At 71.6% G+C, this 25,799-nt stretch carries 20 protein-coding genes, 1 tRNA gene and 1 pseudogene; 14 read left to right on the top strand and 8 right to left on the bottom strand.

Annotated features, from left to right (window positions below; translation table 11 throughout):
* Positions 1-140: 140 nt before the first annotated feature.
* Together ACFWBW_RS04505 and ACFWBW_RS04500 are read left to right on the top strand one after the other, a co-directional pair.
* Positions 141-497, top strand: coding sequence for a hypothetical protein (locus tag ACFWBW_RS04505; protein WP_385368296.1), 357 nt, complete (start codon positions 141-143; stop codon positions 495-497).
* A gap of 48 nt (positions 498-545) precedes the next feature.
* Positions 546-1,508, top strand: a complete 963-nt coding sequence (locus ACFWBW_RS04500) for a universal stress protein (RefSeq protein WP_385368294.1) — start codon at positions 546-548, stop codon at positions 1,506-1,508.
* Here ACFWBW_RS04500 and ACFWBW_RS04495 read toward each other — a convergent pair.
* The 3 genes and pseudogenes from ACFWBW_RS04495 to ACFWBW_RS04485 form a co-directional block, all read right to left on the bottom strand.
* Positions 1,505-2,326, bottom strand: a complete 822-nt coding sequence (locus tag ACFWBW_RS04495) for a hypothetical protein (protein ID WP_385368292.1) — start codon at positions 2,324-2,326, stop codon at positions 1,505-1,507. The two genes, ACFWBW_RS04500 and ACFWBW_RS04495, sit on opposite strands and share 4 nt — an antisense overlap.
* A gap of 672 nt (positions 2,327-2,998) precedes the next feature.
* Positions 2,999-3,071 (bottom strand) — tRNA-Cys (locus tag ACFWBW_RS04490).
* 150 nt (positions 3,072-3,221) lie between these two features.
* Positions 3,222-3,552 (bottom strand): annotated as a pseudogene (locus tag ACFWBW_RS04485) (sugar ABC transporter ATP-binding protein); the annotation flags it as partial.
* Positions 3,553-3,978: 426 nt separating this feature from the next.
* On the opposite strand from ACFWBW_RS04485, the gene ACFWBW_RS04480 reads away from it, so the two are divergent.
* The 5 genes from ACFWBW_RS04480 to ACFWBW_RS04460 all read left to right on the top strand — a co-directional run bounded on the left by ACFWBW_RS04480 (position 3,979) and on the right by ACFWBW_RS04460 (position 11,233).
* Complete coding sequence (locus ACFWBW_RS04480) at positions 3,979-5,313, top strand: ABC transporter substrate-binding protein (RefSeq protein ID WP_385368290.1); 1,335 nt, start codon at positions 3,979-3,981, stop codon at positions 5,311-5,313.
* 260 nt (positions 5,314-5,573) lie between these two features.
* Positions 5,574-6,467 carry a carbohydrate ABC transporter permease gene (locus ACFWBW_RS04475; protein ID WP_385368427.1) on the top strand — a complete coding sequence of 298 codons (894 nt, stop codon included), beginning with the start codon at positions 5,574-5,576 and terminating at the stop codon, positions 6,465-6,467.
* Positions 6,464-7,339: a carbohydrate ABC transporter permease gene (locus tag ACFWBW_RS04470; RefSeq protein WP_385368288.1), complete on the top strand. Its 876-nt coding sequence runs from the start codon at positions 6,464-6,466 to the stop codon at positions 7,337-7,339. The genes ACFWBW_RS04475 and ACFWBW_RS04470 overlap by 4 nt, the downstream gene beginning before the upstream one ends.
* Before the next feature lie 67 nt (positions 7,340-7,406).
* Entirely contained in the window at positions 7,407-10,430 is a 3,024-nt protein-coding gene (locus ACFWBW_RS04465) for an alpha-mannosidase (protein WP_385368286.1), read from the top strand.
* Between the two features lie 128 nt (positions 10,431-10,558).
* Positions 10,559-11,233, top strand: a complete 675-nt coding sequence (locus ACFWBW_RS04460; RefSeq protein WP_385368284.1) for a DUF4328 domain-containing protein — start codon at positions 10,559-10,561, stop codon at positions 11,231-11,233.
* A gap of 31 nt (positions 11,234-11,264) precedes the next feature.
* On the opposite strand, the gene ACFWBW_RS04455 is transcribed toward ACFWBW_RS04460, so the two are convergent.
* Positions 11,265-11,978, bottom strand: coding sequence for an alpha/beta fold hydrolase (locus ACFWBW_RS04455; protein WP_385368282.1), 714 nt, complete (start codon positions 11,976-11,978; stop codon positions 11,265-11,267).
* 227 nt (positions 11,979-12,205) lie between these two features.
* Between ACFWBW_RS04455 and ACFWBW_RS04450 the strand changes: the two genes are divergently transcribed.
* From ACFWBW_RS04450 to ACFWBW_RS04440, 3 genes are all read left to right on the top strand, one after another.
* The gene (locus ACFWBW_RS04450) at positions 12,206-14,239 is read left to right on the top strand and encodes an FAD-dependent oxidoreductase (protein ID WP_385368280.1); all 2,034 of its coding nucleotides are present in this window, start codon (positions 12,206-12,208) and stop codon (positions 14,237-14,239) included.
* Positions 14,240-14,339: 100 nt separating this feature from the next.
* The gene (locus ACFWBW_RS04445) at positions 14,340-14,756 is read left to right on the top strand and encodes a PaaI family thioesterase (protein WP_385368278.1); all 417 of its coding nucleotides are present in this window, start codon (positions 14,340-14,342) and stop codon (positions 14,754-14,756) included.
* Entirely contained in the window at positions 14,753-16,072 is a 1,320-nt protein-coding gene (locus tag ACFWBW_RS04440; protein WP_385368276.1) for an MFS transporter, read from the top strand. The genes ACFWBW_RS04445 and ACFWBW_RS04440 overlap by 4 nt, the downstream gene beginning before the upstream one ends.
* A gap of 298 nt (positions 16,073-16,370) precedes the next feature.
* On the opposite strand, the gene ACFWBW_RS04435 is transcribed toward ACFWBW_RS04440, so the two are convergent.
* On the bottom strand, positions 16,371-17,183 hold the full coding sequence (locus ACFWBW_RS04435) for a DeoR/GlpR family DNA-binding transcription regulator (RefSeq protein ID WP_385368274.1): 813 nt from the start codon (positions 17,181-17,183) through the stop codon (positions 16,371-16,373).
* Positions 17,184-17,310: 127 nt separating this feature from the next.
* Here ACFWBW_RS04435 and galT point away from each other — a divergent pair, with 127 nt between their 5' ends.
* The 3 genes from galT to ACFWBW_RS04420 all read left to right on the top strand — a co-directional run bounded on the left by galT (position 17,311) and on the right by ACFWBW_RS04420 (position 20,476).
* On the top strand, positions 17,311-18,366 hold the full coding sequence (gene galT, locus ACFWBW_RS04430; RefSeq protein ID WP_385368272.1) for a galactose-1-phosphate uridylyltransferase: 1,056 nt from the start codon (positions 17,311-17,313) through the stop codon (positions 18,364-18,366).
* A complete protein-coding gene (galK, locus tag ACFWBW_RS04425; protein WP_385368270.1) occupies positions 18,363-19,529 on the top strand; it encodes a galactokinase in 1,167 nt (388 codons plus the stop codon). Before galT ends, galK begins: the two co-directional genes overlap by 4 nt.
* Before the next feature lie 104 nt (positions 19,530-19,633).
* Positions 19,634-20,476, top strand: a complete 843-nt coding sequence (locus ACFWBW_RS04420; RefSeq protein ID WP_385368268.1) for an alkaline phosphatase family protein — start codon at positions 19,634-19,636, stop codon at positions 20,474-20,476.
* Positions 20,477-20,551: 75 nt separating this feature from the next.
* On the opposite strand, the gene ACFWBW_RS04415 is transcribed toward ACFWBW_RS04420, so the two are convergent.
* The 3 genes from ACFWBW_RS04415 to ACFWBW_RS04405 all read right to left on the bottom strand — a co-directional run bounded on the left by ACFWBW_RS04415 (position 20,552) and on the right by ACFWBW_RS04405 (position 24,320).
* A complete protein-coding gene (locus tag ACFWBW_RS04415; RefSeq protein WP_385368266.1) occupies positions 20,552-21,736 on the bottom strand; it encodes a cytochrome P450 in 1,185 nt (394 codons plus the stop codon).
* Entirely contained in the window at positions 21,726-22,433 is a 708-nt protein-coding gene (locus tag ACFWBW_RS04410; protein WP_385368264.1) for a tRNA-dependent cyclodipeptide synthase, read from the bottom strand. Before ACFWBW_RS04410 ends, ACFWBW_RS04415 begins: the two co-directional genes overlap by 11 nt.
* A 258-nt stretch (positions 22,434-22,691) precedes the next feature.
* Positions 22,692-24,320 (bottom strand): carboxylesterase/lipase family protein, encoded by a 1,629-nt coding sequence (locus tag ACFWBW_RS04405; RefSeq protein ID WP_385368262.1) that lies wholly within the window; start codon positions 24,318-24,320, stop codon positions 22,692-22,694.
* A 297-nt stretch (positions 24,321-24,617) separates the two neighbouring features.
* On the opposite strand from ACFWBW_RS04405, the gene ACFWBW_RS04400 reads away from it, so the two are divergent.
* Positions 24,618-25,799 (top strand): ABC transporter substrate-binding protein, encoded by a 1,182-nt coding sequence (locus tag ACFWBW_RS04400; protein WP_385368260.1) that lies wholly within the window; start codon positions 24,618-24,620, stop codon positions 25,797-25,799.

The following is a 25,799-nucleotide window of genomic DNA, read 5'->3' as shown; positions in this document are numbered from 1 at the left end:
ACGACGATCGTTGCGCGGACCGAAGACTTTGGAGAACAGCAGGGGGCCGCCCCCGCTTGCGAGAGTCGAAGGACGGGCGGGAGCCGTCCGACGGAGGGCCGTGGATCACGGCCCACTGCAGGAGAACGAGGAGTTTCGACGTGGCGCGACGCAATGGATGTCTGATCGGCTGTGCGGTGGCCGGGGTGCTGGGGATCGGACTGCTGGTGGCGCTGCTGTTCGGGGTCGGCAAAGTCATCGACGTGGCCGACAAGACCCTCGTCGACCAGAAGGTGTACGAGGCCGTGAAGGTCGGCGAACCCGAGGCCGACGTACGGGCGAAGCTGCCGACCGGCGAAAGCTTCGTCACCTCGGCCCTCAAGGACGGCGGTCCCACCGTGCCCGCCGGCAGCCAGTGCTCCTGGTACCTGTCCGACTCCGGGAACGGCGACACGGTGCTGCGCTTCTGCTACAAGGACGGCAAGCTCGCCGAGAAGGTCGACTACCGCATGAAGTAGGGCCTTCGGCCCCTGCCCGCCGGATCCGCCCGGCCGGAGGGTGGAGGCATGCAGACCAACTCGGCCGGTCCCGTCCCCGCCCGCCCCGTCCTGGCCGCCGCGGACGGCTCGGAACACAGCCTGAGGACCCTGGACTGGGCCCTCGACACCGCCCGCACGCGCGGGGCCGCCCTCCACGTGGCACACGTACGGCCGGAGGCCCTGCGCGTCCACGCCCCCGGGGAGGCCCTCGTACCGTCGCTCGACCGGGACACCGATCCGGTGCTGGAAGCGGTACGGGCGCGGCTGTCCGGGCGGGAAGACCTGCCGCCCGTCACCTACGTCTCCCGCGACGGAAACCCCTCCGCGACCCTGACCGAACTGGCGGCCCAGGCGCAGCTCCTGGTCATGGGATCGCGCGGACTCGGCGGCTTCGCCAGCCTGCTGCTCGGCTCCAACAGCCGGGTGTGCGCGGCCCGGTCGCCCTGCCCGGTCGTGGTCGTCCCGCACACCGCACGGCTGGTCACGGAGGGTGCCGGAGCGGAAGTCCCGGGGGGCCAGGGCAGGGTGGTCCTGGGCCTGGCACCCGACGAGACCTCCGAGGACGTCGTCGACTTCGCCTTCGCGGAGGCCCGCCGCCGGGGCGCGGTGCTCCAGGTCGTCTCCACGCACCTGGTCCCGCTGTCCTCGCTCACCCTGGTCGGCTCCCTCGTCGCGGAGCGCGGCGGCGGCTACCCGCCGGGCACGGCCGGCGGCGAGGCCACCGAAACGGCCCGGGAACTCGCCGAGAACCAGCGCACGCGCCTCCAGCCGTACCTGACCAGGCACTACCCCGACGTCACCGTCGAAGCGGTGGTCGCCCCCGGCGACCCGGCCGGCCGCCTGGTCACGGCCTCCCAGCGGGCCGACCTCATCGTGGTGGGCCGCCACCGCCGCCGCCTGCGGGCCGACTCCCTGCTGATGGGCTCGGTGTCCAACGCGGTACTGCTGCACGCGTTGTGCCCGGTGGCGGTGGTTCCCGTACGGGGCTAGGCGGTCGCCCTGCGGGTGTCTGCGATCAGGGGCGCGAGCCGGGCGGCGGTGGCGACCGGCAGACGGGCGGTCTCGGAGTCGATCCAGTCGAGGACGGCCGCGCGCCGGTCGGTGTCGCACTGCGAGAGGTGGAACAGCAGGTGCCGCCAGGCGCGGGCCGTCCGCTTCGCGGTGGCTCCCCGTCGGCGCGCCTCGGTGAACGACGCACGGGCGAGGGAGTCCCAGCCGGCGTGCGGGACGACTCCGAACTCCCGCACCAGCGGCGCGAGATTGCCTGCGGTGAGGATCCGGACCTGCTCGACCATCGCGGGATCCTTGGTCAAGGCGGGGGAGGGCGGCGGCTGTTCGGGCCGGCGGCCGGGCCGCGGGAGGCCCGCGCGCTCGGCGCACAGCCGCTCGAAGCCCTCTCGGTCGTCCGCCCGGGCCAGCCCCCACACGGCCGTGAAGTCGATGCCGTAGTAGCGCGCGTACGGAGTCCCGTGCAGCAGCTCCGCGCTCACGCGTGCGGCGGGGAGGACGCTCGCGGTCGTGGTCCCGGTGTAGTTGTCGGCGTAGGGCTGCAGGGCGAAGGGGGCGCACAGCCCGGCCCGGCCGGCGAGCGCGGCCAGCTCGGTGAGGAGTCGGGGGAGTCGGGTCGGCGGCAGGGAAGGACTCCAGGCCGAACGCGGCGAGCCGGCGCAGCGCGGCGCGCGCGGATTCCCGTACCTCGGGTGTGTCCGGCGGTTCGCCGGCGGCGTGCGGACGGAGCCCCCGGGCGAATTCCGCGCCGAAGAGCGGTCCCGCCAGGCCGGCCAGGTGCTCCGCCGAGGTGGCGACACCCCGTTGGACGAGCACGGCCGCGGGGGCGCGCGGGGCGGTGGCGACCAAGGCGCGCACGGACGGGGGCACCTCGGTCCCGACGGCCAGACCGGTCTCCCGGGCTTCCTCGGCGGTGACCGGGGCGACGGGAGCGTCCACGTCGGAGAGTCCGGAATCCGGGTCGTGCCGGGCCAGACGGCGGCTCACCAGCGCGGCCAGTTCGTGGTGCGCGGGCCGGGCCGTACGGCGGGCCTGGTCCTGGCGCAGCCGGGTGTGCGCGGGGGAACCGGGAGCACCGTGCTCGGCCACCATCGACGCCGTGGTGCGGCGGACCAACCCCTCCAGCCGGGGAGGGAGTTCGCGACCCGAGATCCGTTCCACCAGGGCTCGGCGCAGGATGGCCGCGTGGGACCGCGGGTCGCGGTGCCGGCTGGTCAGGGGGTGGGCCGCGGCAAGGGTCTCGTACCGGTCGAGCAGGGCGGCGCCCTCCGCGAGGGTGGCGTCCGCGCCGAGCAGCCAGTAGGCGAGGAGCTCGTCCTCGAAGGGGCGCCACACGGCCAGGGCCTCGCGCTCCGCGGCGAGGGCGGGCTTCGGCCGTCGCCGGGCGAGCAGCCGTGCCACCTCACCGGCCGTTCGGACCTGGGTTGCGTACGGGATCGTGTTCTCGGTCATCGTCGGCTTCTCGGTCATCGTCGGCGTGGCAGGTCCTGCCCCTGCGCCCTCCGGCTGTGCAGGCCGGTGCTCTGGCTGCTGAGCTACACGCCGTGGCAGGGAACCTACACCGGCGGAGGGAGGGGGTGCCACGAGATTGCCGGAGCGTCCGGAGCACCCCGCTTCCGCACGAGGGCAGCCCCGGACCGTTCATCGCCGGTCCGGGGCTGCGGGGGCGTCCGGGCCCTGTCGGGCGGCGTGGAAGTCCAGGTGCTCCGGGCGGATGCCCAGGGTCACGGTGCTGCCGGCGGCCGTCTCGCGCCGCGGGGCTGATCTTGACCGTGGAGCCGCCGAAGCGGATGCCGTCCCCGTCGAGCGGCAGGTCCAGCAGATTCATGGCGGGGGAGCCGATGAACCCGGCCACGAACTTGTTCGCCGGCCGGTCGTACATGGTGCGCGGGGAGTCGCACTGCTGGAGGAGGCCGTCCGCGAGGACCGCGACGCGGTCGCCCATCGTCATGGCCTCGACCTGGTCGTGGGTGACGTAGACGGTGGTGGTGCCCAGGCAGCGCTGGAGGTTCGATGTCCCGGTCCTTGGGCGGCAGGTGCTCCTCTTTCACCGGCGGTACGTGCCGGACGATCCGTGTGGGTGGGGTCGGCAGGAGTGGCGGAGCTGTATTGAGGTACGCGGTTGCGATACGGGGTTGCGATACGCGAGATAAACCGCATTAGTGCCAGTTTTGGTTAGCGGGTGATAAGAAGTCAACCTTCCTGGGGTCATCGCCTTCGCTATCGAATCGATATCGCGCCAATGAGTGTCAGGACTAAAGCGCATCAGTGCAGGTAAAGGTGGTGGTTGGGGAGTGACTTTCGGACTGTTCGGACCCTCGCTGTCGCAATTCGGGACGTACGGGTACCTGTCTGTAGGGACTTTGGTCATATTGACGGAATCTTGATTTCGGGTGAGTTTGGGCCCAGTGATCCGGCGACGAGGCCGGAACTCCCCCTGAAGGCGGCGACGATGACCCGTAAGAACGTGACCCGTATGGCCATCACCACCCTCGTGGCCGGCGCTTTCTTCGCGACCTCCGCGTGCGGCATGAGCGGTGGCGCCGGAGACGTGAAGGAGGGGGAGAAGACCGGGAAGGTGGCCGGTCGGATCACGTTCCGCACGCTCCAGTTGAAGCCCATGTTCACGTCGTACGTCCAGGGGGTCATCGACGCGTTCGAGAAGCAGTACCCGGACGCGAAGGTCACATGGGAGGACGTGCCGGGCGACGGCTACAACGAGAAGATCGTCGCCGACGCCCAGGCAGGCGCCCTCCCCGACGTGGTCAACCTCTCCACCGACTCCTTCCAGCTCCTCGGTGACCGCGGCATGCTCGCGGACGTGGCGAAGCTCGACCCCGAGGTGGCCAAGGACTACGTCCCCGGCGCCTGGGAGCAGTTCAAGCTGCCCGGGAAGGGCGACAGCGTGTTCGCGTACCCCTGGTACGTGACCCCGGAGATCCTCACGTACAACAAGGACCTCTTCGAGAAGGCCGGGCTCGACCCGGCCAAGCCGCCTACCAGCGTCGAGCAGTTCTTCGACTACGCCGAGCAGATCGCCGCCACATCCGGCGGCAAGTACTCCGCCTTCATGGCCGACCCCAAGGGCCGGCTGCCCGGGGACTGGCAGAAGATGGGCATCCCGATCCTGAACGAGAAGCAGGACGAGTTCACCTTCGACACCGACAAGGCCGTCGAGTGGGTCGAGCGGATGAAGGACCTGTACGCCAAGGGCGCGATGCCCAAGGAGTCCCTGCTCAAGCAGGACGACATCAACCAGCTCTACGGCGGCGGCAAGATCGTCTTCGGCCCCGGCTCCCCGGGCTTCGTCAAGGACATCAAGCAGAACGCCCCGCAGATCTACGCGAACACGCAGGTCGCGAACGCCGTCACCGGGCAGCTCGGCCACATCGGCATCTACGCCCAGTCGCTCGGCATCAAGAAGGACACCAAGCACATGGACGCGGCGACCGAGTTCGCCAAGTGGCTGACCAACGGCCCCAACCAGCTGGAGTTCTCCAAGCACGCCACCATCTACCCGTCCAACGCCACCGGCCTCGCCGACCCCTTCTTCTCCGACGAGGGCGACGGCAAGGACGCGGAGACGCTGGCCCGCGCCGTGGGCGCCGAACAGCTCAAGACCGCCGGACTCGACGCCAACACCCCCGTCCAGTGGACCAACCAGGTCGGCGACGTGGTCGTGCGCGAGATGCAGAAGGCCATCAAGGGCGACCAGGACGCCAGGACGGCGGTGAAGAAGGCCCAGGAGGAGGCGAACAAGCTGCTCGCCAAGACGGCCCAGCAGTGACGGCGGCGGCGGACGAAGGAGAGGCAGACGCCATGAGTCCATCCCCGGGCCCGGAACTGCGGGCGAAGTCCGGCCCGTCGCGGGACGCACCCGACCCCGCCCCCACCCTCGACAAGGTGCAGGCCTGGTCGCAGACCGGAGGGCCGGCGGCAGCGGACCCCGGAGGCGAGGCCCCACGGAACAGGGCCAAGGCCAGGCAGGTGAAGCAGGCCAGGCAGCAGGCGAAGCAGGCCAAGAAGGCTAAGCAGGCCAAGAAGGCCATGGAAGCCGAGACCGGGCTGCGCCACCGCAAGTGGTGGACCCCGTACCTCTTCCTCGCCCCGGGCCTGATCATGGTGACGATGTTCAGCCTCTGGCCGTTCGTCAACACCGTGATCCTCTCCTTCACCGACGCGCAGATCCTGCGCGGCGGCGGGTTCGTCGGCTTCGACAACTACACGCGCGCCTTCGCCGACTCCGACTTCTGGGTCGCCACCGGCAACAGCGTGCTGTACCTCGTGGTCGTCGTCCCGTGTCTGGTCTTCCTGCCGCTGGCCCTCGCCGTCCTCGTACAGACGAAGGTCCCCGGCATCGGCTTCTTCCGCTCCGCGTTCTACACCCCGGTGATCGCCTCGGCCGTGGTCGTCGGCCTCATCTGGCAGTGGGTGCTGCGCAGCGACGGCCTGGTCAACAGGCTGTTCCAGAAGCTCAGCATCATCTCCGAGCCGATCCCGTTCCTGACCGACAGCACCATGCTGCTGGTCTCCGCGATGATCGTGACCGTGTGGAAGGGCCTCGGTTACTACATGGTCTTCTACCTCGCGGCCCTCGGAAACGTCTCCGCCTCGCTCTACGAGGCAGCCGCGCTCGACGGCGCCGGCCCGGTCCGCCGCTTCTTCAGCATCACCGTCCCGCAGGTGAAGCCGATGATGCTGCTGGTCGGCACCCTCTCCGCGATCTCCGCGCTCCGCGTCTTCACCGAGATCTACATCCTGGGCGGCGAGAGCGGCGGTCCCGGTGGCGGCGCCCGTACCCTGCCCTTCCTCATCCGGCAGGTCGGCCTCGGTTTCTCCGGCGAGACCGGCTACGCGGCCGCCATCTCCATCCTGTTGTTCCTCCTGACGCTGGTCTTCAGCCTGCTGGGCCGCCGTCTCTCGAAGGGAGACGAAAGTTGAGCACCCTCGCTTCCCTCGGCAACAAGGCGGGCAAGCGCGTCGGAGCCGACGCGCGGCGCTACTGGATCGGCCTCGCCGGCCGGTACGCCACGCTCCTCCTGATGCTCGTGATCATGCTCGGACCGATCGTCTGGCAGTTCCTGACCTCGATCCGCGGCCGCACCGAGAACGTGTACGACGGGGTGCTGCCCTCGCAGCCCACCCTCGACAACTACTTCCGGGTCGCCGAGTCGTTCCCGCTGTTCCAGTACGTCGGCAACACCCTGACGGTGGCGGTCCTCGCCATCACCTCGAACATGCTCTTCGCGGCCATGGGCGGCTACGCCCTCTCCCGGGCCGCCTGGAAGGGCCGCAAGATCGTCTTCACCGTGCTGGTGGCGACGCTGATGTTCCCCTTCGAGTCCGTGATGATCTCGATGTTCCTCACGGTCCGCGAGATGGGCCTGGTCGACACCCTCATCGGTGTCTGGCTGCCCGGCGCGGTCTCCGTCCTCAACATCATGATCATGCGATCGGCCTTCCTCTCCGTCCCCAAGGAGGTCGAGGAGGCCGCGGTCCTGGACGGCGCGAACGAGTGGACCCGCTTCACCCGGGTCTTCCTCCCCGCCGCCAAGGGAGCCCTGGCCGTCGTCTGCATCACCAGCTTCATGGGCGCCTGGGACGACTTCCTCTGGCCCCTGCTGGTGCTGACCAACAGCGACAACTACACCCTCCAGCTCGGCCTGAAGACCCTGGCCGGCGCCACCACCGTCAGCGACCAGCGGATCATCGCCGCCGGTGCGATGGCCGCGCTGATCCCGATGATGCTCCTCTTCTTCGCCCTCCAGCGCTTCTTCTTCAAGGGCGTCGGCGAGGGAGCCGTCAAGACCTGACCGGGCCCCGACCCACCGCCCGGACCTACCGCAGGATCGCAGTCCACCCCACCCTGGAGCAGCCGTCATGCACGACGACCGCAGCATCACCGAACACCGCCTCCGCCGTGTCCTCAAGGAGCGCATCAAGCCCGCCGTCCACTCCCGTGCGGTCCCGCTGACCGTCGAGCGCTGGGAGGCCCCCGGCGAGCCCGTCCCTGTCGCCGAGGGCCTGGCGGCCTCCTACGAACCCTGCGCCATCGGCGACATGTGGGGCCCGGCCTGGGGCACCACCTGGTTCAAGGTCACCGGCACCGTCCCCGCCGACTGGGCAGGCCGTACGGTCGAAGCCGTGCTCGACCTCGGCTTCGACCGGATGATGCCCGGCTTCCAGTGCGAGGGCCTGGTCCACCGCGCCGACGGCGGGGAGGTCAAGGCGCTCAACCCGTACAACGACTGGGTGCGCGTCACCGACCGCGCGGCCGGCGGCGAGCGCGTCGAGTGGTACGTCGAAGGCGCCTCGAACCCGATCCTCGTCGACCACTCGGTCACCTACGAGGGCGACAAGCAGACCAGCGGCGACCAGCCCCTCTACCGGCTAGCCCGGATGGACCTCGCCGTCTTCGAGACCGAGGTCTGGGAACTCGTACAGGACCTCGAAGTCCTCTACGACCTCATGACTCAGCTCGACGAGCGCGATGCCCGGCGCTACGAGATCCTGCGCGCCATCGACCGCGCACTCGACGCGGTGGACCTCTGCGACGTCCCCGGCACCGCGGCCGACGCCCGCGCGCGGCTCGCCGCGGTCCTGGCCGCCCCCGCCAACGCCTCCGCGCACCGGATCAGTGCGATCGGCCACGCCCACATCGACTCCGCGTGGCTGTGGCCGCTGCGCGAGACCGTGCGCAAGGTCTCGCGGACCACGTCCAACATGCTGGGTCTGATGGAGGACCACCCCGAGTTCGTCTTCGCCATGTCCCAGGCGCAGCAGCTCGACTGGATCAAGACCTACCGGCCAGAGCTCTTCGAGCGGGTCAAGAAGAAGATCGCCGACGGGCAGTTCGTGCCGGTCGGCGGCATGTGGGTCGAGTCCGACACCAACATGGTCGGCGGCGAGGCCATGGCCCGACAGTTCCTGTACGGCAAGAAGTTCTTCATGGACGAGTTCGGCATCGAGACGAACAACGTCTGGCTGCCCGACTCCTTCGGCTACACCGCCGCCATGCCGCAGATCGTCAAGCTCTCCGGCTCCAAGTGGTTCCTCACACAGAAGATCTCCTGGTCCCAGGTCAACAAGTTCCCCCACCACACCTTCTGGTGGGAGGGCATCGACGGCACCCGCGTCTTCACCCACTTCCCGCCCGTCGACACGTACAACTCCGACCTCGGTGGCGCCCAGCTGGCGCACGCCGCCCGCAACTACCAGGAGAAGGGGAGGGGTTCGCGTTCCCTCGCCCCCTTCGGCTGGGGGGACGGCGGCGGCGGCCCGACCCGCGAGCAGCTCGGCCGCGCCAAGCGGCAGCGGGACCTGGAAGGTTCCCCGCGGGTGGAGATCGAACGCCCCGACGCGTTCTTCGAGAAGGCGCACGCCGAGTACGAGGACGCACCCGTCTGGGCCGGCGAGCTCTACCTGGAGCTGCACCGCGGCACCTACACCTCCCAGGCCAAGACCAAGCAGGGCAACCGGCACAGTGAATCGCTGCTGCGCGAGGCCGAGTTGTGGGCGTCCACGGCCGCGGTGAAGGTCCCCGGGTACGCGTACCCGTACGAGGACCTGGAGCGGATCTGGAAGACCGTGCTGCTCCACCAGTTCCACGACATCCTCCCCGGCTCCTCCATCGCCTGGGTGCACCGCGAGGCGCGCGAGACGTACGCCGGGGTGCGGGAGGAGCTGACGGCGATCACCGTGGCCGCGCAGACCGCCCTCGCGGGGGAAGGCGAGGAGGAGCTCGTCTTCAACTGCGCCCCGCACGCACGGCGCGGGGTCCCGGCCGGCGGGGCGGGTCTGCCGACGGCGGCCGGGCAGGCCGTCACGGTGGAGGAGCGGCACGGCGGTGGCCACGTCCTCGCCAACGGGCGGCTCCTCGTGGAGATCGACGGCCGCGGGCTGATCGTGTCCGCCTACGACCTGGAGGCCGGGCGGGAATCGGTCGCGCCGGGTGCCGCCGCGAACCTGCTCCAGATCCACCCCGACTTCCCGAACATGTGGGACGCGTGGGACATCGACGCGTTCTACCGCAACAAGGTCACCGACCTGGTGGACGTGGACGGGCTGAAGGTCGCCGAGGCCGGTCCGGCAGCGGGCACCGTACGGGTGAGCCGCTCGTTCGGCTCGTCCAGCGTGGTCCAGACGGTCACGCTCCGGGCCGGGGCCAAGACGGTGGACATCGTCACGGACGTGGACTGGCACGAGACGGAGAAGTTCCTCAAGGCGTCCTTCCCCCTGGACGTCAAGGCCGAACGCTCCGCCTCGGAAACGCAGTTCGGTCACGTCTACCGGGCCACCCACACCAACACCTCCTGGGAGGCGGCCAAGTTCGAGATCTGCGCGCACCGCTGGATCCACGCGGAGGAGCCGGGCTGGGGCGTCGCGGTCCTCAACGACTCCACGTACGGGCACGACGTGACCCGCGACATGCGCCCCGACGGCGGCCAGACCACCACCGTCCGCCTCTCCCTCCTGCGGGCCCCGCGCTACCCCGACCCGGAGACCGACCAGGGCGCGCACACCCTGCGCTTCTCGCTCGCCCCGGGCGCGGCCGTCGGCGACGCGGTCCGCGAGGGCCACGCGCTGAACCTGCCCGAGCGCGTGCTCCGCGGCGCGGGCCCGGTCGCCCCGCTCGTCGCGGTCGACACGGACGCGGTGGTGGTCGAGTCGGTGAAACTCGCCGAGGACCGCAGCGGCGACGTGATCGTGCGCCTCTACGAATCCCGGGGCGGTCGCGCGCACGCCACCCTGGCGGCGGGCTTCCCGACGTCGGCGGCGATCGAGAGCGACCTCCTGGAACGCCCCCTGGAGGGCACGGCCGTCTCCACCCCCGCTCCGGACGGCACGATCCCCCTCACCCTGCGCCCGTTCCAGATCGTCACGGTCCGCCTCCACCGGACCTGACACCGCTGCCGCAGGGGGCCCCACGCCGGGGCTCCCTGCGGCATGGGCCCGCCGGTGCCGTATGTTCTGCCTTCCCGCCCAGCAGGCGGGTTTCCGCATGTCAACGCACCCGTGGGGGGTCCCTCGTCATGTCCGCCGGTCCCGGTTCCGCACGACTGTCTCCGCTCGGCGCGCCTCCGGCGCGCTCGCTGCTCCGCTCCCCGAAGGGACTGGCCACGGCCCTGACCGTGCTGCTCGGTCTGTGCGCCCTGACCCGGCTGCTCGCCGCGGCCGCCGGGGTCAACCGGTACTTCTGGCTGGACGAGTACACCGAGCCCGTGGGGCTGGGGCACTCGGGGACGCTGCTCACGATCTCGGTGAGCCTGTTCATGATGGCCATGATCCCCACAGCGGTGGTCTTCATCGTCTGGTTCCACCGGGTCCGGGTGAACGCCGGGGTGTACGCGCGGGGTGCCATCCGGGGCGGTGCGGGCTGGGCGATCGGCGTCTGGTTCATCCCGGTCGTGGGCTGGACCGTCCTGCCCTGCCTGATCGCGATGAAGGTGTGGGCGGCCAGTGCGTCGAGGCTGCCCGGCAAGGCCGCGCTGACCTCACCCGCCCCCGTCTTCGTCTGGGCCGGAACGTTCGGAGCGGCGATGGTGGCGTCCGTCGCCGCCAACCGGTCCGCAGCCACAGCCCTGAGTGACGACGCCGTGCGCGACGCCGTCCTGTTCGGCGCGGCCTCGGACCTGATCTACGCCGTGGCGGCGGTGGCCGCCATCCTCTTCGTGCGCCGCCTGTCGGCCCTGCAGTCGGCAGCCTGAGCCACGCCCCGGCCGGTGATGCCGGCCGGGATCATTCCGCGAGGAAGGCCGAGACCGCCGCGGTGAACTCCCCGGGTGCCGCCGCGTGGATCAAGTGGCCGTACGGGAGGGTGATGAGGCGGGCGTCCGGGATGCGGCGGACCAGCTCGTCGAAGGAGGCGGGCGCCAGGTGGCTGGCGGGGCCGCCGTACACGACCAGCGTCGGGGCCGTGATGCGGGCCAGGCCCGCCGGCCAGGCCGGGTCCGGGCGGTCGAGCTGGGGCCGGACCGCGAGGACCATCGCCCAGTCGAAGGCGAGCTCCCCCTCGGGGCGCACGGGGGCCACGGCCTCACGGGGGAGCGGCGCGGGGGCGTCCTCCAGGACGAGGCGGCCGACGCGGTGCGGCTGGGCGGCGGCGACCAGGTACGCGACGACACCGCCCATCGAGTGACCCACGAGGTCCACCCGGTCGAGCCCGAGGGCGTCCAGGAAGCCCAGTACGTCGTCCCGCATGAGCGGGAGCGAGTACGCGGACGGCCGAGCGCTGGCTCCGTGGCCGCGCAGGTCCAGCGCGAACACCCGCCGCTCCCGCGCGAGTTCGTCCCGTACGGGCGCCCAGTCGGCGGCGGTCTCGCCCAGCGCGGGGAGCAGGAGCACCGGCGGTCCGGCCGGGGGCCCGGCGACCTCGTAGGCGAGGCGCACTCCGCCGTTCACCGTCACGGCGTGGCGCTCGGTCGGCCGGGTGGTGCTGGGCTTCCGCGTCATCCGCCAGAGGGTACCCGGGGAGGCCGGGTGCCCCGCCCTTGGCGATCACCCGGGCCGTGAACTGCGCCACAGGCGTCGGCGGACGCCGGCGGAGGGGGCCCGTGGCCACCGGGATCCCCGGATTTCCGGGGTGCCGGGCCAGGCACTCGCTTATGCACCTAGTTGCACAATAAGCGCTTGCTCAGCTAGAACAGATTCATCACCCCCGCGCGAGGAGGCACACCCCGATGAGTCCGCAGAGTTCCCAGAGCCGGTACCCGCACCTGCTGAGCCCCCTGGACCTCGGCTTCACCACCCTGCCGAACCGCGTGATCATGGGCTCCATGCACACCGGTCTCGAAGAGCACGAGCGGGGCTTCGAGCGCCTCGCCGCCTTCTACGCCGAGCGCGCCCGCGGCGGCGCCGGCCTGATCGTCACCGGCGGCATAGCCCCGAACGACGCCGGCCGCCCCTTCGAGGGAGGCGCCCGCCTCACCACCGAGGAGGAGGCCGCCGAGCACCGGGTGATCACCGACGCGGTGCACGCCGAGGGCGGGAAGATCGCGATGCAGATCCTCCACTTCGGCCGCTACGCCTACCACAAGGACCTGGTCGCTCCCAGCGCCCTCCAGGCCCCCATCAGCCCCTTCGTCCCGAATGCCCTCACCGACGCCGAAGTCGAGCGCACCGTCGAGGACTTCGTCCGCGCCGCCCGCCTCGCCAAGCTGGCCGGCTACGACGGCGTCGAGATCATGGGCTCCGAGGGCTACCTGGTCAACGAGTTCATCGCCGCCGCCACCAACAAGCGCACCGACCGCTGGGGCGGCGCCTACGAGAACCGCGTGCGCTTCCCGCTGGAGATCGTCCGCCGCACCCGCGCGGCCGTCGGTGAGGAGTTCATCCTCGTCTACCGCCTCTCGATGCTCGACCTGATCCCCGGCGGCTCCACCCTCGACGAGGTCGTCCACCTCGCCAAGGAGATCGAGGCGGCCGGCGCCACCATCATCAACACCGGCATCGGCTGGCACGAGGCCCGCATCCCCACCATCGCCACCTCCGTCCCGCGCGGCGCCTACACCTGGGTCACCAAGCGGCTGATGGGCGCGGTCTCCGTCCCCCTCGTCACCAGCAACCGCATCAACACCCCCGAGATCGCCGAAGAGTTGCTCGCCGACGGCCGCGCCGACCTGGTCTCGCTCGCCCGCCCCTTCCTCGCCGACGCCGACTTCGTCGCCAAGGCCGCCGCCGGCCGCTCCGAGACCATCAACACCTGCATCGGCTGCAACCAGGCCTGCCTGGACCACACCTTCAGCGGCAAGCTCACCACCTGCCTGGTCAACCCGCGCGCCTGCAACGAGACCGAACTCGTCCTGTCTCCGACGCAGTTGAAGAAGCGCGTCGCCGTCGTCGGAGCCGGACCGGCCGGCCTGGCCTGCGCCGTCTCCGCCGCCGGACGCGGCCACGCCGTCACCCTCTACGAAGCCTCCGGCCACATCGGCGGCCAGCTCGACATCGCCCGGCGCATCCCCGGCAAGGAGGAGTTCGAGGAGACCATCCGCTACTACGGCACCCAACTCGCCGAGCACGCGGTCGAGGTCAAGCTGAACACCCGCGCCGACGTCGAGACCCTGACCGGCTACGACGAGGTCGTCGTCGCCACCGGCGTCACCCCCCGCACCCCCGACATCGAGGGCGTCGACGGCCCCAACGTCGTCAGCTATCTCGACGTCCTGCGCGACGGCGCCCCCGTCGGGCAGCGCGTCGCCGTCCTCGGCGCCGGCGGAATCGGCTTCGACGTCGCCGAGTTCCTCACCGACAGCGGCGAAGGCGCCTCCCAGGACCCCGAGGTCTACTTCCGCCACTGGGGCGTGGACACCGCCTACACCGGCCCCGGCGGCCTCACCGCCCCCGAGCGGCCCGCCCCGCCGCGCCAGGTCCACCTGCTCCAGCGCAAGGCCACCAAGGTCGGCGCCGGGCTCGGCACCACCACCGGCTGGATCCACCGGGCGGAGCTCAAGCACCGCGGGGTCGTCTCCGTCGCGGGGGCCGCGTACGACCGGATCGACGGCGAGGGCCTGCACATCACGGTGGACGGCGAGCAGCGCCTCGTACCCGCCGACACCGTGGTCCTGTGCACGGGCCAGGAACCGCGCCGCGACCTGTACGAGGCCCTGCGCGCGGCCGGGATCGAGGCGCACCTGATCGGCGGCGCCGACGTGGCCGCCGAACTGGACGCCAAGCGGGCCATCCGCCAGGGCACGGAGCTGGCCGCCACCCTCTGAGGACGGGGCGCGGCCCTCTGGGGACGGGGCGCGGCCCTCTGAGGACCGGCATACGCAAAGGGAGTTGTGGCGGCAGCGGCCGGGCCGCCACAATCACCCGGTGACGACGCTGACACCGGCAGACGCGGACAAGATCCTCCACGACAACTTCGCCCCCTGGGTGCTCGCCCTCGGACTCACCGTCCAGGAGACCGGCGACCGGCACGCCGTACTGCGGCTGCCCTGGTCCGATGCCCTCGCCCGCGACGGCGGGGGCCTCAGCGGCCAGGCCCTGATGGCCGCCGCGGACACCGCCACCGTGATCGCGATCTCCGCCGCGCGCGGGACCTACGGTCCGATGACCACCGTCCAGCAGTCCACCAGCTTCCAGCGGCCTGTGGTCGGCGCCGACGTGCTGATCGACGTACGGATCACCAAACTGGGCAAGCGGATGGCCTTCGCCGACATCACCATGACGCCCGAGGGCGCCGAGGAACCGGCCGCGAAGGCCTCCACCATCTACGCCCTGCTGGGATGACGGGCAAACGCACCGGACTCATCCACAACCGCTCCTTCACCGTCTTCTGGCTCGGCCAGGCCCTTTCGGTGCTCGGCGGCTCGGTATCGCTGCTCGCGCTGCCGCTCCTCGTTCTCGAAGTCACCGGATCCCTCGTCGAACTGGGCCTGATCACCGCCATGTCCGGGGTCTTCGCCCTCGCCACGGGAACCTTCGCGGGCCACGTGGTGGACCGGGTGGACCGCCGCCGCCTGATGATCGGCTGCGACCTCGCGCGGGCGCTGCTCCTGCTCTCCGTACCGCTGACGTGGTCCCTCGGCGGCCCGCGGATCTGGCTGCTGTACGTGCTGACCGCGCTGGTCACCGTACTGAAGACGCTCTTCGACGTCGCCTACGTGAGCGCCGTGCCCTCCCTGGTCGAACCGGCCGACCTGGCCGCCGCCAACGGACGCCTGATGGGCACCTTCGCCCTCGGCACCCTCCTCGGCCCGGTCGTGGCCGGCCTCCTCGTCGCCGGGGTCGGCGGGCCCTGGGCGCTGGCCCTGGACGGGGCGAGCTTCTTCGTCTCGGCGATCAGCCTGCGCTGGGTCCGCTTCGGCATGCGGGGAAACCCTCCGGGGCCCAGGCCGGAGGCGGGCACCTCCCTGCGCGAGGTGTTCGTCGTCGGCTTCCGCTTCCTGTGGGCACACGCCCTGCTGCGCCCCCTGACCGTCCTGCTCACCCTGCTGACCTTCGTCACGGTCGGCGCCATGGACCTGCTCATCTTCCGCCTCCAGAACGACCTCGGCCGCGACCCCGCGACCGTCGGCTACGTGGTCGCCGTGAGCGGAGTCGGCGTCGTGTGCGCCTCCTTCGCCGCCGGGCCGCTGCGCCGGACCCTCGGCTTCGGCCCGTGCTGGCTCGGCGCGACCGCACTGATCGGCGTGGCGGTGGCGGCCATCGGAGTCAGCCGCAGCGTGCCCGTGATCGCGGCGATGGCCGCCCTCCTCATGTTCGGGCTGACGGTGGGCGGCGTCTGCTCCATGACCCTGCGCCAGGAAGTCACCCCGGACCACCTGCTCGGGCGGGTCACCTCCGCCTTCTGGACGGTCCACAACGCCTCGGGCCCGCTGGGAGCCGCGGCCCTCACCGCCCTGGCGGCCCGGCACGGGGTCCCACCCACCAGCCTGGCCGCGGGCGCCTTCTGCCTCCTGATAGCCACCGCGGGCCTCCTGACCCCACTGCGCTCCGCCCGCCCGACCCTGCGGAGCAAACGGGCGGCCGGCTCGACCGGCCCTCGGCCGGATCCCGCCACCACCCCTCCGCGCCGCAGGCCACGACCGGACCGCCGCGGGTGAGGGCCCGGCTGCGGGCGGCGGCAGGCCTGGTCCGCGTGCGCACCCTTGTCGCCCACTCCGTCCCGCTGCCGATGCCGCCGCTGCGTCAGAGCTGACCGACGGCGGCGCGTTGTCCCCGGGCGCACTGTGGCCGGTCCGCGGCGCGCCTGGGGCCCGGGGCAGGCAGTCTGACCCGGTGTCAGCCCGCCTGGACGGAGCCCGGGACCTGACCCGGGGCCTGGCCCGGAGCCGGACCGCGGGCCGGAGCCGTACCCCGGGCCGGACCTCTACCCCCGGGGCCTGATCCGGGCGCCCGGACTCAGTGCTGCTCCTCGCCCGCGACGAGGAGTTCGCCCACCTCTTCCGCGAGGGCGGTGCGGGCGGGACCCGGCAGGCCGGCGTCGGTGATGAACCAGTCGGCCTGGTGGAGCGCGGCGAAGCCGCTGAGGCCGACCACGCCCCACTTGCTGTGGTCCGCCACGACGGCGACCCGGCGTGCCGAGGCGACCAGGGCCCGGTTGGTCTGGGCCTCCATGAGGTTCGGGGTGGTCAGCCCGGCGCCCTGCGCCACTCCGTGCGCGCCGAGGAAGAGCAGGTCCACGTGGAGGGAGCCGATCGCCAGGTCGGCGAGCGGTCCGACCAGGGCGGCCGAGGGGGTGGGGGAGCCGCCGGTGAGGAGGAGGGAGGGGGCGTCGGCCCCGCGGCTGCGGCCGTCGGACCACACCAGTTCCGCCACCGGGAGGGAGTTGGTGACGATGGTCAGCCCCGGGACCCCGAGGAGCCGGGCGGCGACGGCGTGGGCGGTGGTGCCGCCCGAGACCGCGACCACACTGCCCGGTTCCACCAGGGTCGCGGCCGTGTCCGCGATGGCCGCCTTGGCCTCGCCCTCCAGATCAGCCTTGGCCTCGAACCCGGGCTCGTGCCCGCTGGTCCCGGCCGGGGCGACGGCTCCGCCGTGAACCTTCTCCACGACCCCGCGCCGGGCGAGGGCGTCCAGATCCCGGCGGACGGTCATGTCCGAGACGCCGAACTGCCCGACCAGGTCCGCCACCCGCACCGCGCCCTCGCGCCGGACCGCGTCCAGGATGAGAGCACGTCGCTGGTGGGCCAGTTGGGCAGCCTGCTCGGCCACGGGTCGCTCCCGGGAATCGGCGAAACCGGTCAGAAGGCAGCAAGATAACACGACCATGTTGTTGGAGTCTGGGGGAAAGTCCGGCGAGGGGTGGTGGAAAATGTTCGAGAGTGTTTATTCTCGGCGGGTGAAGAAGACCCTGGCGAAACTCGCGGACGGCCGCGAACTGATCTACTTCGACACCGACGAAGGTGTCGTCCGCGACGCTCCCGACCTGCGCCCGCTCGATCCGGTGGACAGCCGCCCGGAACTGCGGCGGGACGAGGCCACCGGTGACTGGATCACCATCGCCTCCCACCGCCAGAACCGGACCTACCGCCCGCCCGCCGGCGAATGCCCGCTGTGCCCCTCCCGGGACGGCCGGCTCAGCGAGATCCCCGCGGCCGACTACGAGGTGGCCGTCTTCGAGAACCGCTTCCCCTCCCTCGCGGGCGAGGCCGGACGCTGCGAAGTCGTCTGCTTCACCCCCGACCACGAAGCCGGCTTCGCCGACCTCACCCCGGCCGCCGCCCGGCTGGTGCTGGACGCGTGGACCGACCGCACCGCGGAACTCTCCGCCCTCCCCGGCGTCGAGCAGGTGTACTGCTTCGAGAACCGGGGTGCCGAGATCGGGGTGACCCTCGCCCACCCGCACGGCCAGATCTACGCCTTCCCCTTCGTCACGCCGCGCACCGCCAAGATGACCGGCGCAGCGCGGGCGCACCGCGCCGCCACCGGCCGCAACCTCTTCGAGGACCTCGTGGCCGGGGCCCGCGCCGCCACCGAGCGGGTGGTGACGGCCGGGGAGCACTGGACCGCCTTCGTGCCCTACGCCGCCCGCTGGCCGTACGAGGTCCACCTCTACCCGCACCGCCGGGTCCCCGACCTGACCTGCCTCACCCAAGCCGAGCGGGCCGAGTTCCCCGAGATCTACCTCGACCTGCTGCGCCGCTTCGACCGGCTGTTCCCCGTACCGGAGGCACAGCGGCCGCAGCGACCTGCCCCCACCCCGTACATCTCCGCATGGCACCAGGCGCCCCGCACCCACGGGGAGGAACTGGCCCTGCACCTGGAGCTGTTCACCATCCGCAGGACCCCCGACAAGCTCAAGTTCCTTGCCGGGACGGAGTCCGGGACGGAAGCCTTCATCAACGACGTGGCCCCCGAGACGGCCGCGCGACGCCTGCGGGAGGCCCTCGCGTGAACCGGACCGAGCAGGCCGAGGGCACCTTCGCGAAGCTCTTCGGCGGATCCCCCGACGGGATCTGGGCGGCGCCCGGCAGGGTCAACCTGATCGGTGAACACACCGACTACAACGACGGGTTCGCCCTCCCCATCGCCCTCCCGCAGACCACGATGCTCGCCGCCCGCGCCCGTACCGACGGCCGGCTGCTCCTGCACAGCGCGCACGGAGACGGCCGGATCACCGAAGTGGACGTGGCCGCCCTGGCCCCCGGGGCCGTGCCGGGCTGGGCCGCGTACCCGGCCGGAGTGGTCTGGGCCCTCGCCGAGGCGGGACACGCGGTCGGCGGCGCCGACCTCCACTTCGACAGCACGGTGCCCACCGGCGCGGGCCTCTCCTCCTCCGCCGCGCTGGAATGCGCCGTCGCCGTCGCCTACGACGAGCTGTACGGACTGCGGCTGCCCGGGCCGCAACTGGCCCGGATCGCCCAGCGCGCGGAGAACGCCTTCGCCGGCGTCCCCTGCGGGATCATGGACCAGATGGCCTCCGTGTGCTGCACCACCGGGGCCGCCCTCCACCTCGACGCCCGCACCCCGGAACTCCACCGCCAGGTGCCCCTCGACCTCCCGGGGCAGGGACTCGGGCTGCTCGTGATCGACACCCGGGTCTCGCACGACCTGGGCGACGGGGCGTACGCGGCCCTGCGCGCGGGCTGTGAACGGGCGGCCGGGCTGCTGGGCCTGCGCGCCCTGCGGGACCTGCCCGCCGCAGACCTCGCGGGGGCGCTGGGCGACCTCCCGGTGGAACTCGTACCGCTGGTGCGCCACGTGGTGACCGAGAACGGCCGGGTCACCGAGGCCGTCGCCCGGCTCCGGGCGGACGACGCGGCCGCCCTCGGCCCGATCCTCACCGCCGGTCACGCGTCGCTCCGCGACGACTACCGGGTCTCCTGCCCGGAGACCGACCTCGCCGTGACGGCCGCGCTGGGCGCCGGGGCCCTCGGCGCCCGGATGACGGGAGGCGGCTTCGGCGGGTCCGTCATCGCCCTGGTGGAGGCGGGACGCGAGGACGCGGTGGGCGACCGCGTCACGGCCGCGTTCGGTGCGGCCGGCCACCGGCTCCCGCGGCTCCTCACCGTCACCCCGGCGGAGGGCGCGCACCGCCTGCCGGTGGAGCCCCGGTAGCCCCAGTAGCCCCAGGAGCCCCGGCAGCCCCGCACCCCCACCCACCCGCGCATCCACTTTCGAGCCCACCCACCCATCCACCCACGGACACCCTGGACCCCTCCATGCCCACGCAACACGTTCTGGTCGTCGGCATCGACGGCGTACGGCTCGACCTGCTGGCCGAGCTGGACACCCCCCACCTCGACGATCTGGCCGACGCGGGCTTCCTGGCCCCCGTCGAGATCGACGAGGCCACGCCGACGATGTCCGGGCCCTGCTGGGCCACCATCGCCACCGGGGTCACCGTGGCCAAACACGGGGTCTGGGGCAACCGCCTCGACGGCAACCGGCTCGATGTCTTCCCGGACTTCACCACCCGGCTGGCACTCGAATTCGGCCGGCGGACCTTCGCCGCGGGCGGCTGGGCCCCCCTCTTCCTCGCCCAGCAGGGCGGCCCGCTCTTCACCGCTCCCAGCAGGCTCGGCTTCATCGCCCCGCGCGCGGACACGCCGGAGGGCTGGGAGGAGGTCGACGAGGCGGTGACGGCCGAAGCGGCGCGCGTCCTGGGCTCCGGAGAAGACCTCGACGCCTCCTTCGTCTACCTCGGGGCCGTGGACGAGACCGCCCACTTCCTCGGCTGCGGCCCGGAGTACCGCACGGCGATCGAGACGGCGGACCAGCGCCTGGGCCGGTTGCTCAAGGCGGTCCGCGACCGCCCGGGTCACCCCGGGGAGGAGTGGACGGTCATCGTGGTGACCGACCACGGCCACCGCGACGAAGGGGGCCACGGAGGGCGCAGCGAGCTGGAGCGCACCGCCTGGGTGGCGGCGAGCGGCCCCGGCCTGATCGCGGGCGTGACCCCGCCGGTGGTGAGGCACACCGATGTCGCCGCCCACGTGTACGCCGCGCTGGGCATCGGCCTGGACGCCCACTGGACCCTGGACGGCGCCCCCTTCACCGCGTGACGCGGCACGGTCCGCCCATGGCGAACGGCCCCGCCCGGAAGATCCGGGCGGGGCCGCTCGTCCGTCACGGCGCTGCTACCAGAGGACGGGGAGCCGCTCCGGGAGCCGCTTCATGAACCGGGTGCGCCAGACGAGCTGGTCGACCGGCACGGCGAGCTGGAGGCGGGGCATCTTCTCCAGGAGCACCTCGATGGCGATCTCGGTGTGCCGCTTGCCGAGCGCGGTGGCGGGGCAGTAGTGCTGTCCGCCGCCGAAGGAGAGGTGCGTGGCCGCGTTCTCCCGGTCGATGTCGACGACGTGGGGGTCGCTGAACACGGTCGGGTCGGTGTTGGCGGCCTCGACCAGGACGAGGAGGAGCTCCCCCTTCTTCACCTCGACGTCCCCGAGGGTGAGGTCTTCGAGGGCGAGACGGGGCAGGCCGTCGGCGATCGAGAGGTTGACCCGCAGGAGTTCGTCCACGGCGCCGGGGATCTTCTCCGGCGACTTCTGCAACTGCTCCCACACGTCCGGGTTCTGGAGGAGGGAGAAGACCGCCATCGTGAGGAAGCCCATGGTGGAGATGACCCCGGCGCCGAACAGGGTGACCCCGACCGTGGCGAGCATCTCGTCGGTGAGGTGGGCGTACTGGGGGTCCGGGCGCAGGGCCGCCAGCTCGGCGACGAGCCCGGTGGTGGCGGGGTCGTCGAGGCGCTCGACCATATAGGCGATGTCGCGGTCCCAGTTGAGCTTGGCACCGGTGACGGGGCAGGCCGAGTTCATGAACGCGATGTCGAGGCTGGACGCCAGGCGCGGGGCGTCGGCCTGCGGGATGCCGAGGATGCGGCAGTGCAGGTTCTCGGCGTACGGGTTGGTGAACTGGGCGCGCAGGTCGACGGGCGCCCCGTGGGTGAGGAGGCCGTCGACGAGGGTGGAGGCGTGGTCGCGCATCCAGTCGGTGAGGCCGTCGGTCTTGGGGTTGATCGCCTTGAGGACGGCCTTGCGCAGGCCGGCGCCGGTGATGTTGCCCATGTTGTTGACGACCTCGGGCGGGATCGTCAGCGCGTACTGACGGGGCACGCCGGGCGCGGAGGTGTCCTTCAGGCTGAACCGGGGATCTTCGAGGACCTGCTTGCACAGCTCGTACGAGGAGACGAGCCAGGCCTCGTCGCCGGCGATCGTGCGGACCCGCTTGACCGGCTCGTCGCGCAGCTCCTCCACCTGGTGGGGGAGCTGGTCGCCGCGCGCGGAGAACGGGAAGTCGAGGAGGGTCTCAGTGGACATCGGTTGATCCTTCGGCGGGGGTGATGACGGCGTGGCCCTGGTTGCGGGAGGCGCGCAGACCGGAGCCGCGCGAGTAGAGCAGTTCCGCCATCGGCAGGAGCTGGTGGTAGCAGTTCAGGGAGGACGGCACCCCGAGAATGGCCGGGGTGTCGAGGAAGAGCGGAGCTTCGGCGCAGACGTACTCCAGGCAGACCTCGCGCTGCCGGGTGGTGGCGGTCTTCCCGCCCAGCACCTTGGAGGAGAGGAACGCGTCGACCAGGGCATTGCAGGTGCTGCGGAATTCCGGGTCGGTGTCGAGCAGGTTGTACAGGTGGCTGTGGAGCCTGCGGTAAGCGGGAATGTCGGTGAGGGCCGACATGGGGCGGGCGCGCAAGCGCTCGCCGCTGGGGTCGGCCTCGGCCGCCGCGTTGTTGACCTTGGCGCGGACGCCGCGCAGGTTCTTGACCGCCTTGCGGCGGGCTTCGTCGGCGTCGTAGCCGAGGGCCTCGTACATCTCGGCCACGTGCAGGTCGGTGTAGATGATGTCCACCTGCGCGAAGTTGCGCAGGCCCCACTGGGCGAGGTCGATGACACGCTGGGCGGAGAAGTAGCTGTTCCCGGGCGAGATGCCGATCACGGCGTGATCGCCTTCGGTGTGGATCACCTGGCAGTGCGGGGTGAACGGCCGGACTGTGAAGACTTCGGTCGCTGTCGTCAACAGGTGTCGGGTCCTTCGCGCCGCAAGTCCCATGGGGCCCTGTGCCCCGGGTGTGGCGGCGACGTGACGGAAAGCTACCGGATCCTCACGTGCGGACCTATGGCTTCCAGCCGGTAACTCACCTGGTGGACACCACCGTTGCCCGAGGCGACGAGCGTGGGCCCCCTCCGGCAGCCCGACGAGGTGCCCGCAGGCCCTGGCCCGGGGCACGTTCAGGGGGTCACCGGCACCGCGTCGGCGACCCCCTCTGACGGGTGGTCAGCGCCCTGCCGGATGGTGCAGGCGCCGCCAGTAACCCGCGAGGTCACCGACGGCGGTGGTGACCGAGTCGAGGGCCATCGTCGTGCGGGTGTCCTGGTCGTAGCGGCCCCATTGCGGCATGGGGTGGTGGTTGGGGTCGCCGGTGCGGATGAAGGAGATCCAGGCCGTGTGCATCGTCGAGGCGAGACCGTCACGGACCCTGGGGTTCAGTCCCGCGAGGAAGGGCGCCTGCGCCCACTTGTCGAAGTTGTCGAACACGAACGGCAGCTCCAGGCAGTGCGCCGCGGCGAGTTGACCGCCGTGCGCGGGCGTCGGAAGGTTGAACTGGTACGCCCAGACCGGACGCCCGCGGGCCGCTCGCCGTTCGGCCAGCGCCACGGCGGGCATGCGGAACAGGTCGTCGGTGATCAGGTCCATCAGCACGTCCACGGGGCGGGCGCCCGGCCGGGCCTCCTCGTACGCGGTGTACGCCTGCTCCGCGCGACCTCCGAAGGTGTCCCGAGCCCTGGCGACCACCTGCTCCCTGGTCGCGGCGGCGTACGGCGCGCTCAGCGCGAAGGCGAAGTTGGCCTCCTCCCTGGTCCAGCCGATCAGGACGTCGATGTCCGCCCCGCCTCCGCCGAGCAGCAGGTCCGCGGGGTCGCGGTCGAGCGTGACCCCGTCGAGCACCGGCAGGAACGGGGTCGACCAGTAACCCCACCGTCCGGTGCGCCCGAACATCTCGAAGGTGGCGGCGATCAGGCGCGGCCAGGGCACGGCCCGCAGCTCCGTCACGTTCCGGGCCCCGAGGATGTCCAGGAAGGCGGCGGTGCGTTCGAGGGATTCGGCGCGCGTGGGGATCTTCAGTCCGAGCGGCGGGCTCTGCAGGATGGCGCGCCGGAACAGCGGGCGCCCCTTGGGGCGGACACCGGCCAGCGCCGCGACCGACAGCGCGCCGCCGGACTGGCCGGCGAGGGTGATGTCGTCGGGGTCGCCGCCGAACGCGGCGATGTTGTCCCGTACCCAGCGCAGTGCGGCGAGTTGGTCGGTGAGCCAGAAGTTCCCCCCGGCGCCGTCCTCGCCGAAGTAGAGGTAACCCAGTGGCCCCAGCCGGTAGTTGATGGTCACGACGACGAGGTCGCCGTCGCGCGAGAAGGTCTCGCCGGAGTAGGCCGGCATCGAGCCGGATCCGGAGATGAAGCCGCCACCGTGGATCCACACCATGACCGGCCGCTTGGCGTCGTCGGCTGCGGGTGTCCAGACGTTGAGCGTGAGGCAGTCCTCGTCGAAGGGCGGCGAGCCGTGGGTGCCGAGCACCTGGTCGCCTCCCTCCCGGTAGGGCTGCGGGGCGCTCGGGCCGAAGGCGGTCGCGTCGCGCGTGCCCTGCCAGCCGGGGTGGGGCCGGGCCGGCCGCCACCGCAGGGCGCCGACCGGCGGTGCCGCGTAGGGCACGCCCTTGAACACGGACAGGCCCCCTTCGCTGCTTCCGCGCAGTCGGCCCGAGGGCAGATCCACGACGGGGGAGGGCTCGGCCGTGCGCGGGGCGGCCTGCGCCGTGTGCCCGCCCGCCACCCCGGAGAGCAGTGCGCCGCCTGCCAACACCCCGGTGTTCTTGAGGACTTTGCGCCGCGATGGATCGTCGGTCATGGTGCTTCACTCCCTGGCTGATCGTTGGCCCGTCGCCGGAAAGATGTATAGCGAGAATTTGACGGGGGTCAGTATTGCTCCATGCCCGGGGTGTGGGTCAAGAGGTCCGGGGTAGGTGCGAGCGCATATCTTGCGAAGTATTGACGGCCGTCGCAAAAGCGCGATAGACACGTGTCACTTCGGTCGGCGGTCAGGTCACCCCTGAGAGCCGGACCCTTCGCGCCTGGGGCTCCCCCAAGGCGCCCCCATCAGCAACATCGCGCCCGCCAGGGCCGGTTGACTACGTACGGAGTTCCCATGGCAGGTCGGTTTCGTCCCCTTGGTCTGGTCGCCGCATCGACGGCGCTCTTGCTGACCACGGCATGTGGTGGTGCGAGCCTCGGGACCGGCGAGGACAAGCAGAGCGGGCCCGTGAAGATCGGCCTCCTCGTCCCGCGGTCGGGGACCTACAAGGCGCTGGGCGACGACATGAAGCAGGGCTTCGAGCTCTACGTCGCGCAGCACGGAGGCAAACTCGGCGGCCGTGAAGTGGAGATCGTCGTCGCGGACGAGGGGGAGACGGCCGACTCGGGCAAGGCGGCGGCCGAGAAGCTGGTCAAGCAGGACCGGGTGCTCGCCGTGAGCGGGGTGGTGAGCTCGGCCACCATCAACGGGGTCAAGGACCTGTTCGAAACCGGCAAGGTCCCGCTCGTCGGCTCGAACGCCTCACCCACGACACTGACGGGGACCAAGTACATCTGGCGCACCTCGTACGTCAACGACGAACCGGGCAAGGCACTCGGCAAGCACGTGGCCGAACGGGCCGGCGGACCGGTCTTCCTGATCGCCGCGGGATACCAGGCCGGCAAGGACGAGGTGGAGGGCTTCAAGTCCACCTTCCTCCCGGCGGGCGGCAAGCCGGCGGGGGAGGAGGTCTACACGCCCTTCCCGGGGACCAAGAACTTCCAGCCGTACCTCGCGCAGATCGAGAAGTCCGGTGCGAAGGCCGTCTTCTGCTTCTACGCCGGCGGTGCGGCCGTCGACTTCGTCAAGCAGTACCGGGACTTCGGGCTGGCCGGCAAGATCCCGCTCTACGCCCCCGGCTTCCTCACCGAAGGAGGCGTGCTCAAGGGGCAGGGAGACGCGGCCAACGGCATCCTCACGGCGCTCAACTACGGCGCGGACCTCGACAACGCCGCCAACAAGCGGTTCGCACCGGCGTACACGGCCGCCCACGGGGCGGCCCCGACCACGTACGCGATGGCGTCCTGGGACGCGGCGCAGGTCCTCGACAAGGCGATCGAGGCAGCCGGTTCCAGCGGATCCGCGGTGACCTCCGAATCGGTCAACGCCGCCATCGCCCAGGTGGGGGACATCGACAGCCCGCGCGGCACCTGGCGGTTCAACAGCGGCGGGACGCCCGTCCAGCCCTGGTACCTGCGCGAGGTCAAGCAGGGCGTCAACACCGTCAGTTCCGAGCTCGGCAGACTGGGCGGCTGA

The sequence above is a fragment of the Streptomyces sp. NPDC059957 genome (assembly GCF_042730015.1).
GTDB lineage: Bacteria > Actinomycetota > Actinomycetes > Streptomycetales > Streptomycetaceae > Streptomyces.
The sequence above is the reverse complement of the archived record's forward strand: the minus strand, read 5'-3'. Positions and strand labels throughout refer to the sequence as shown.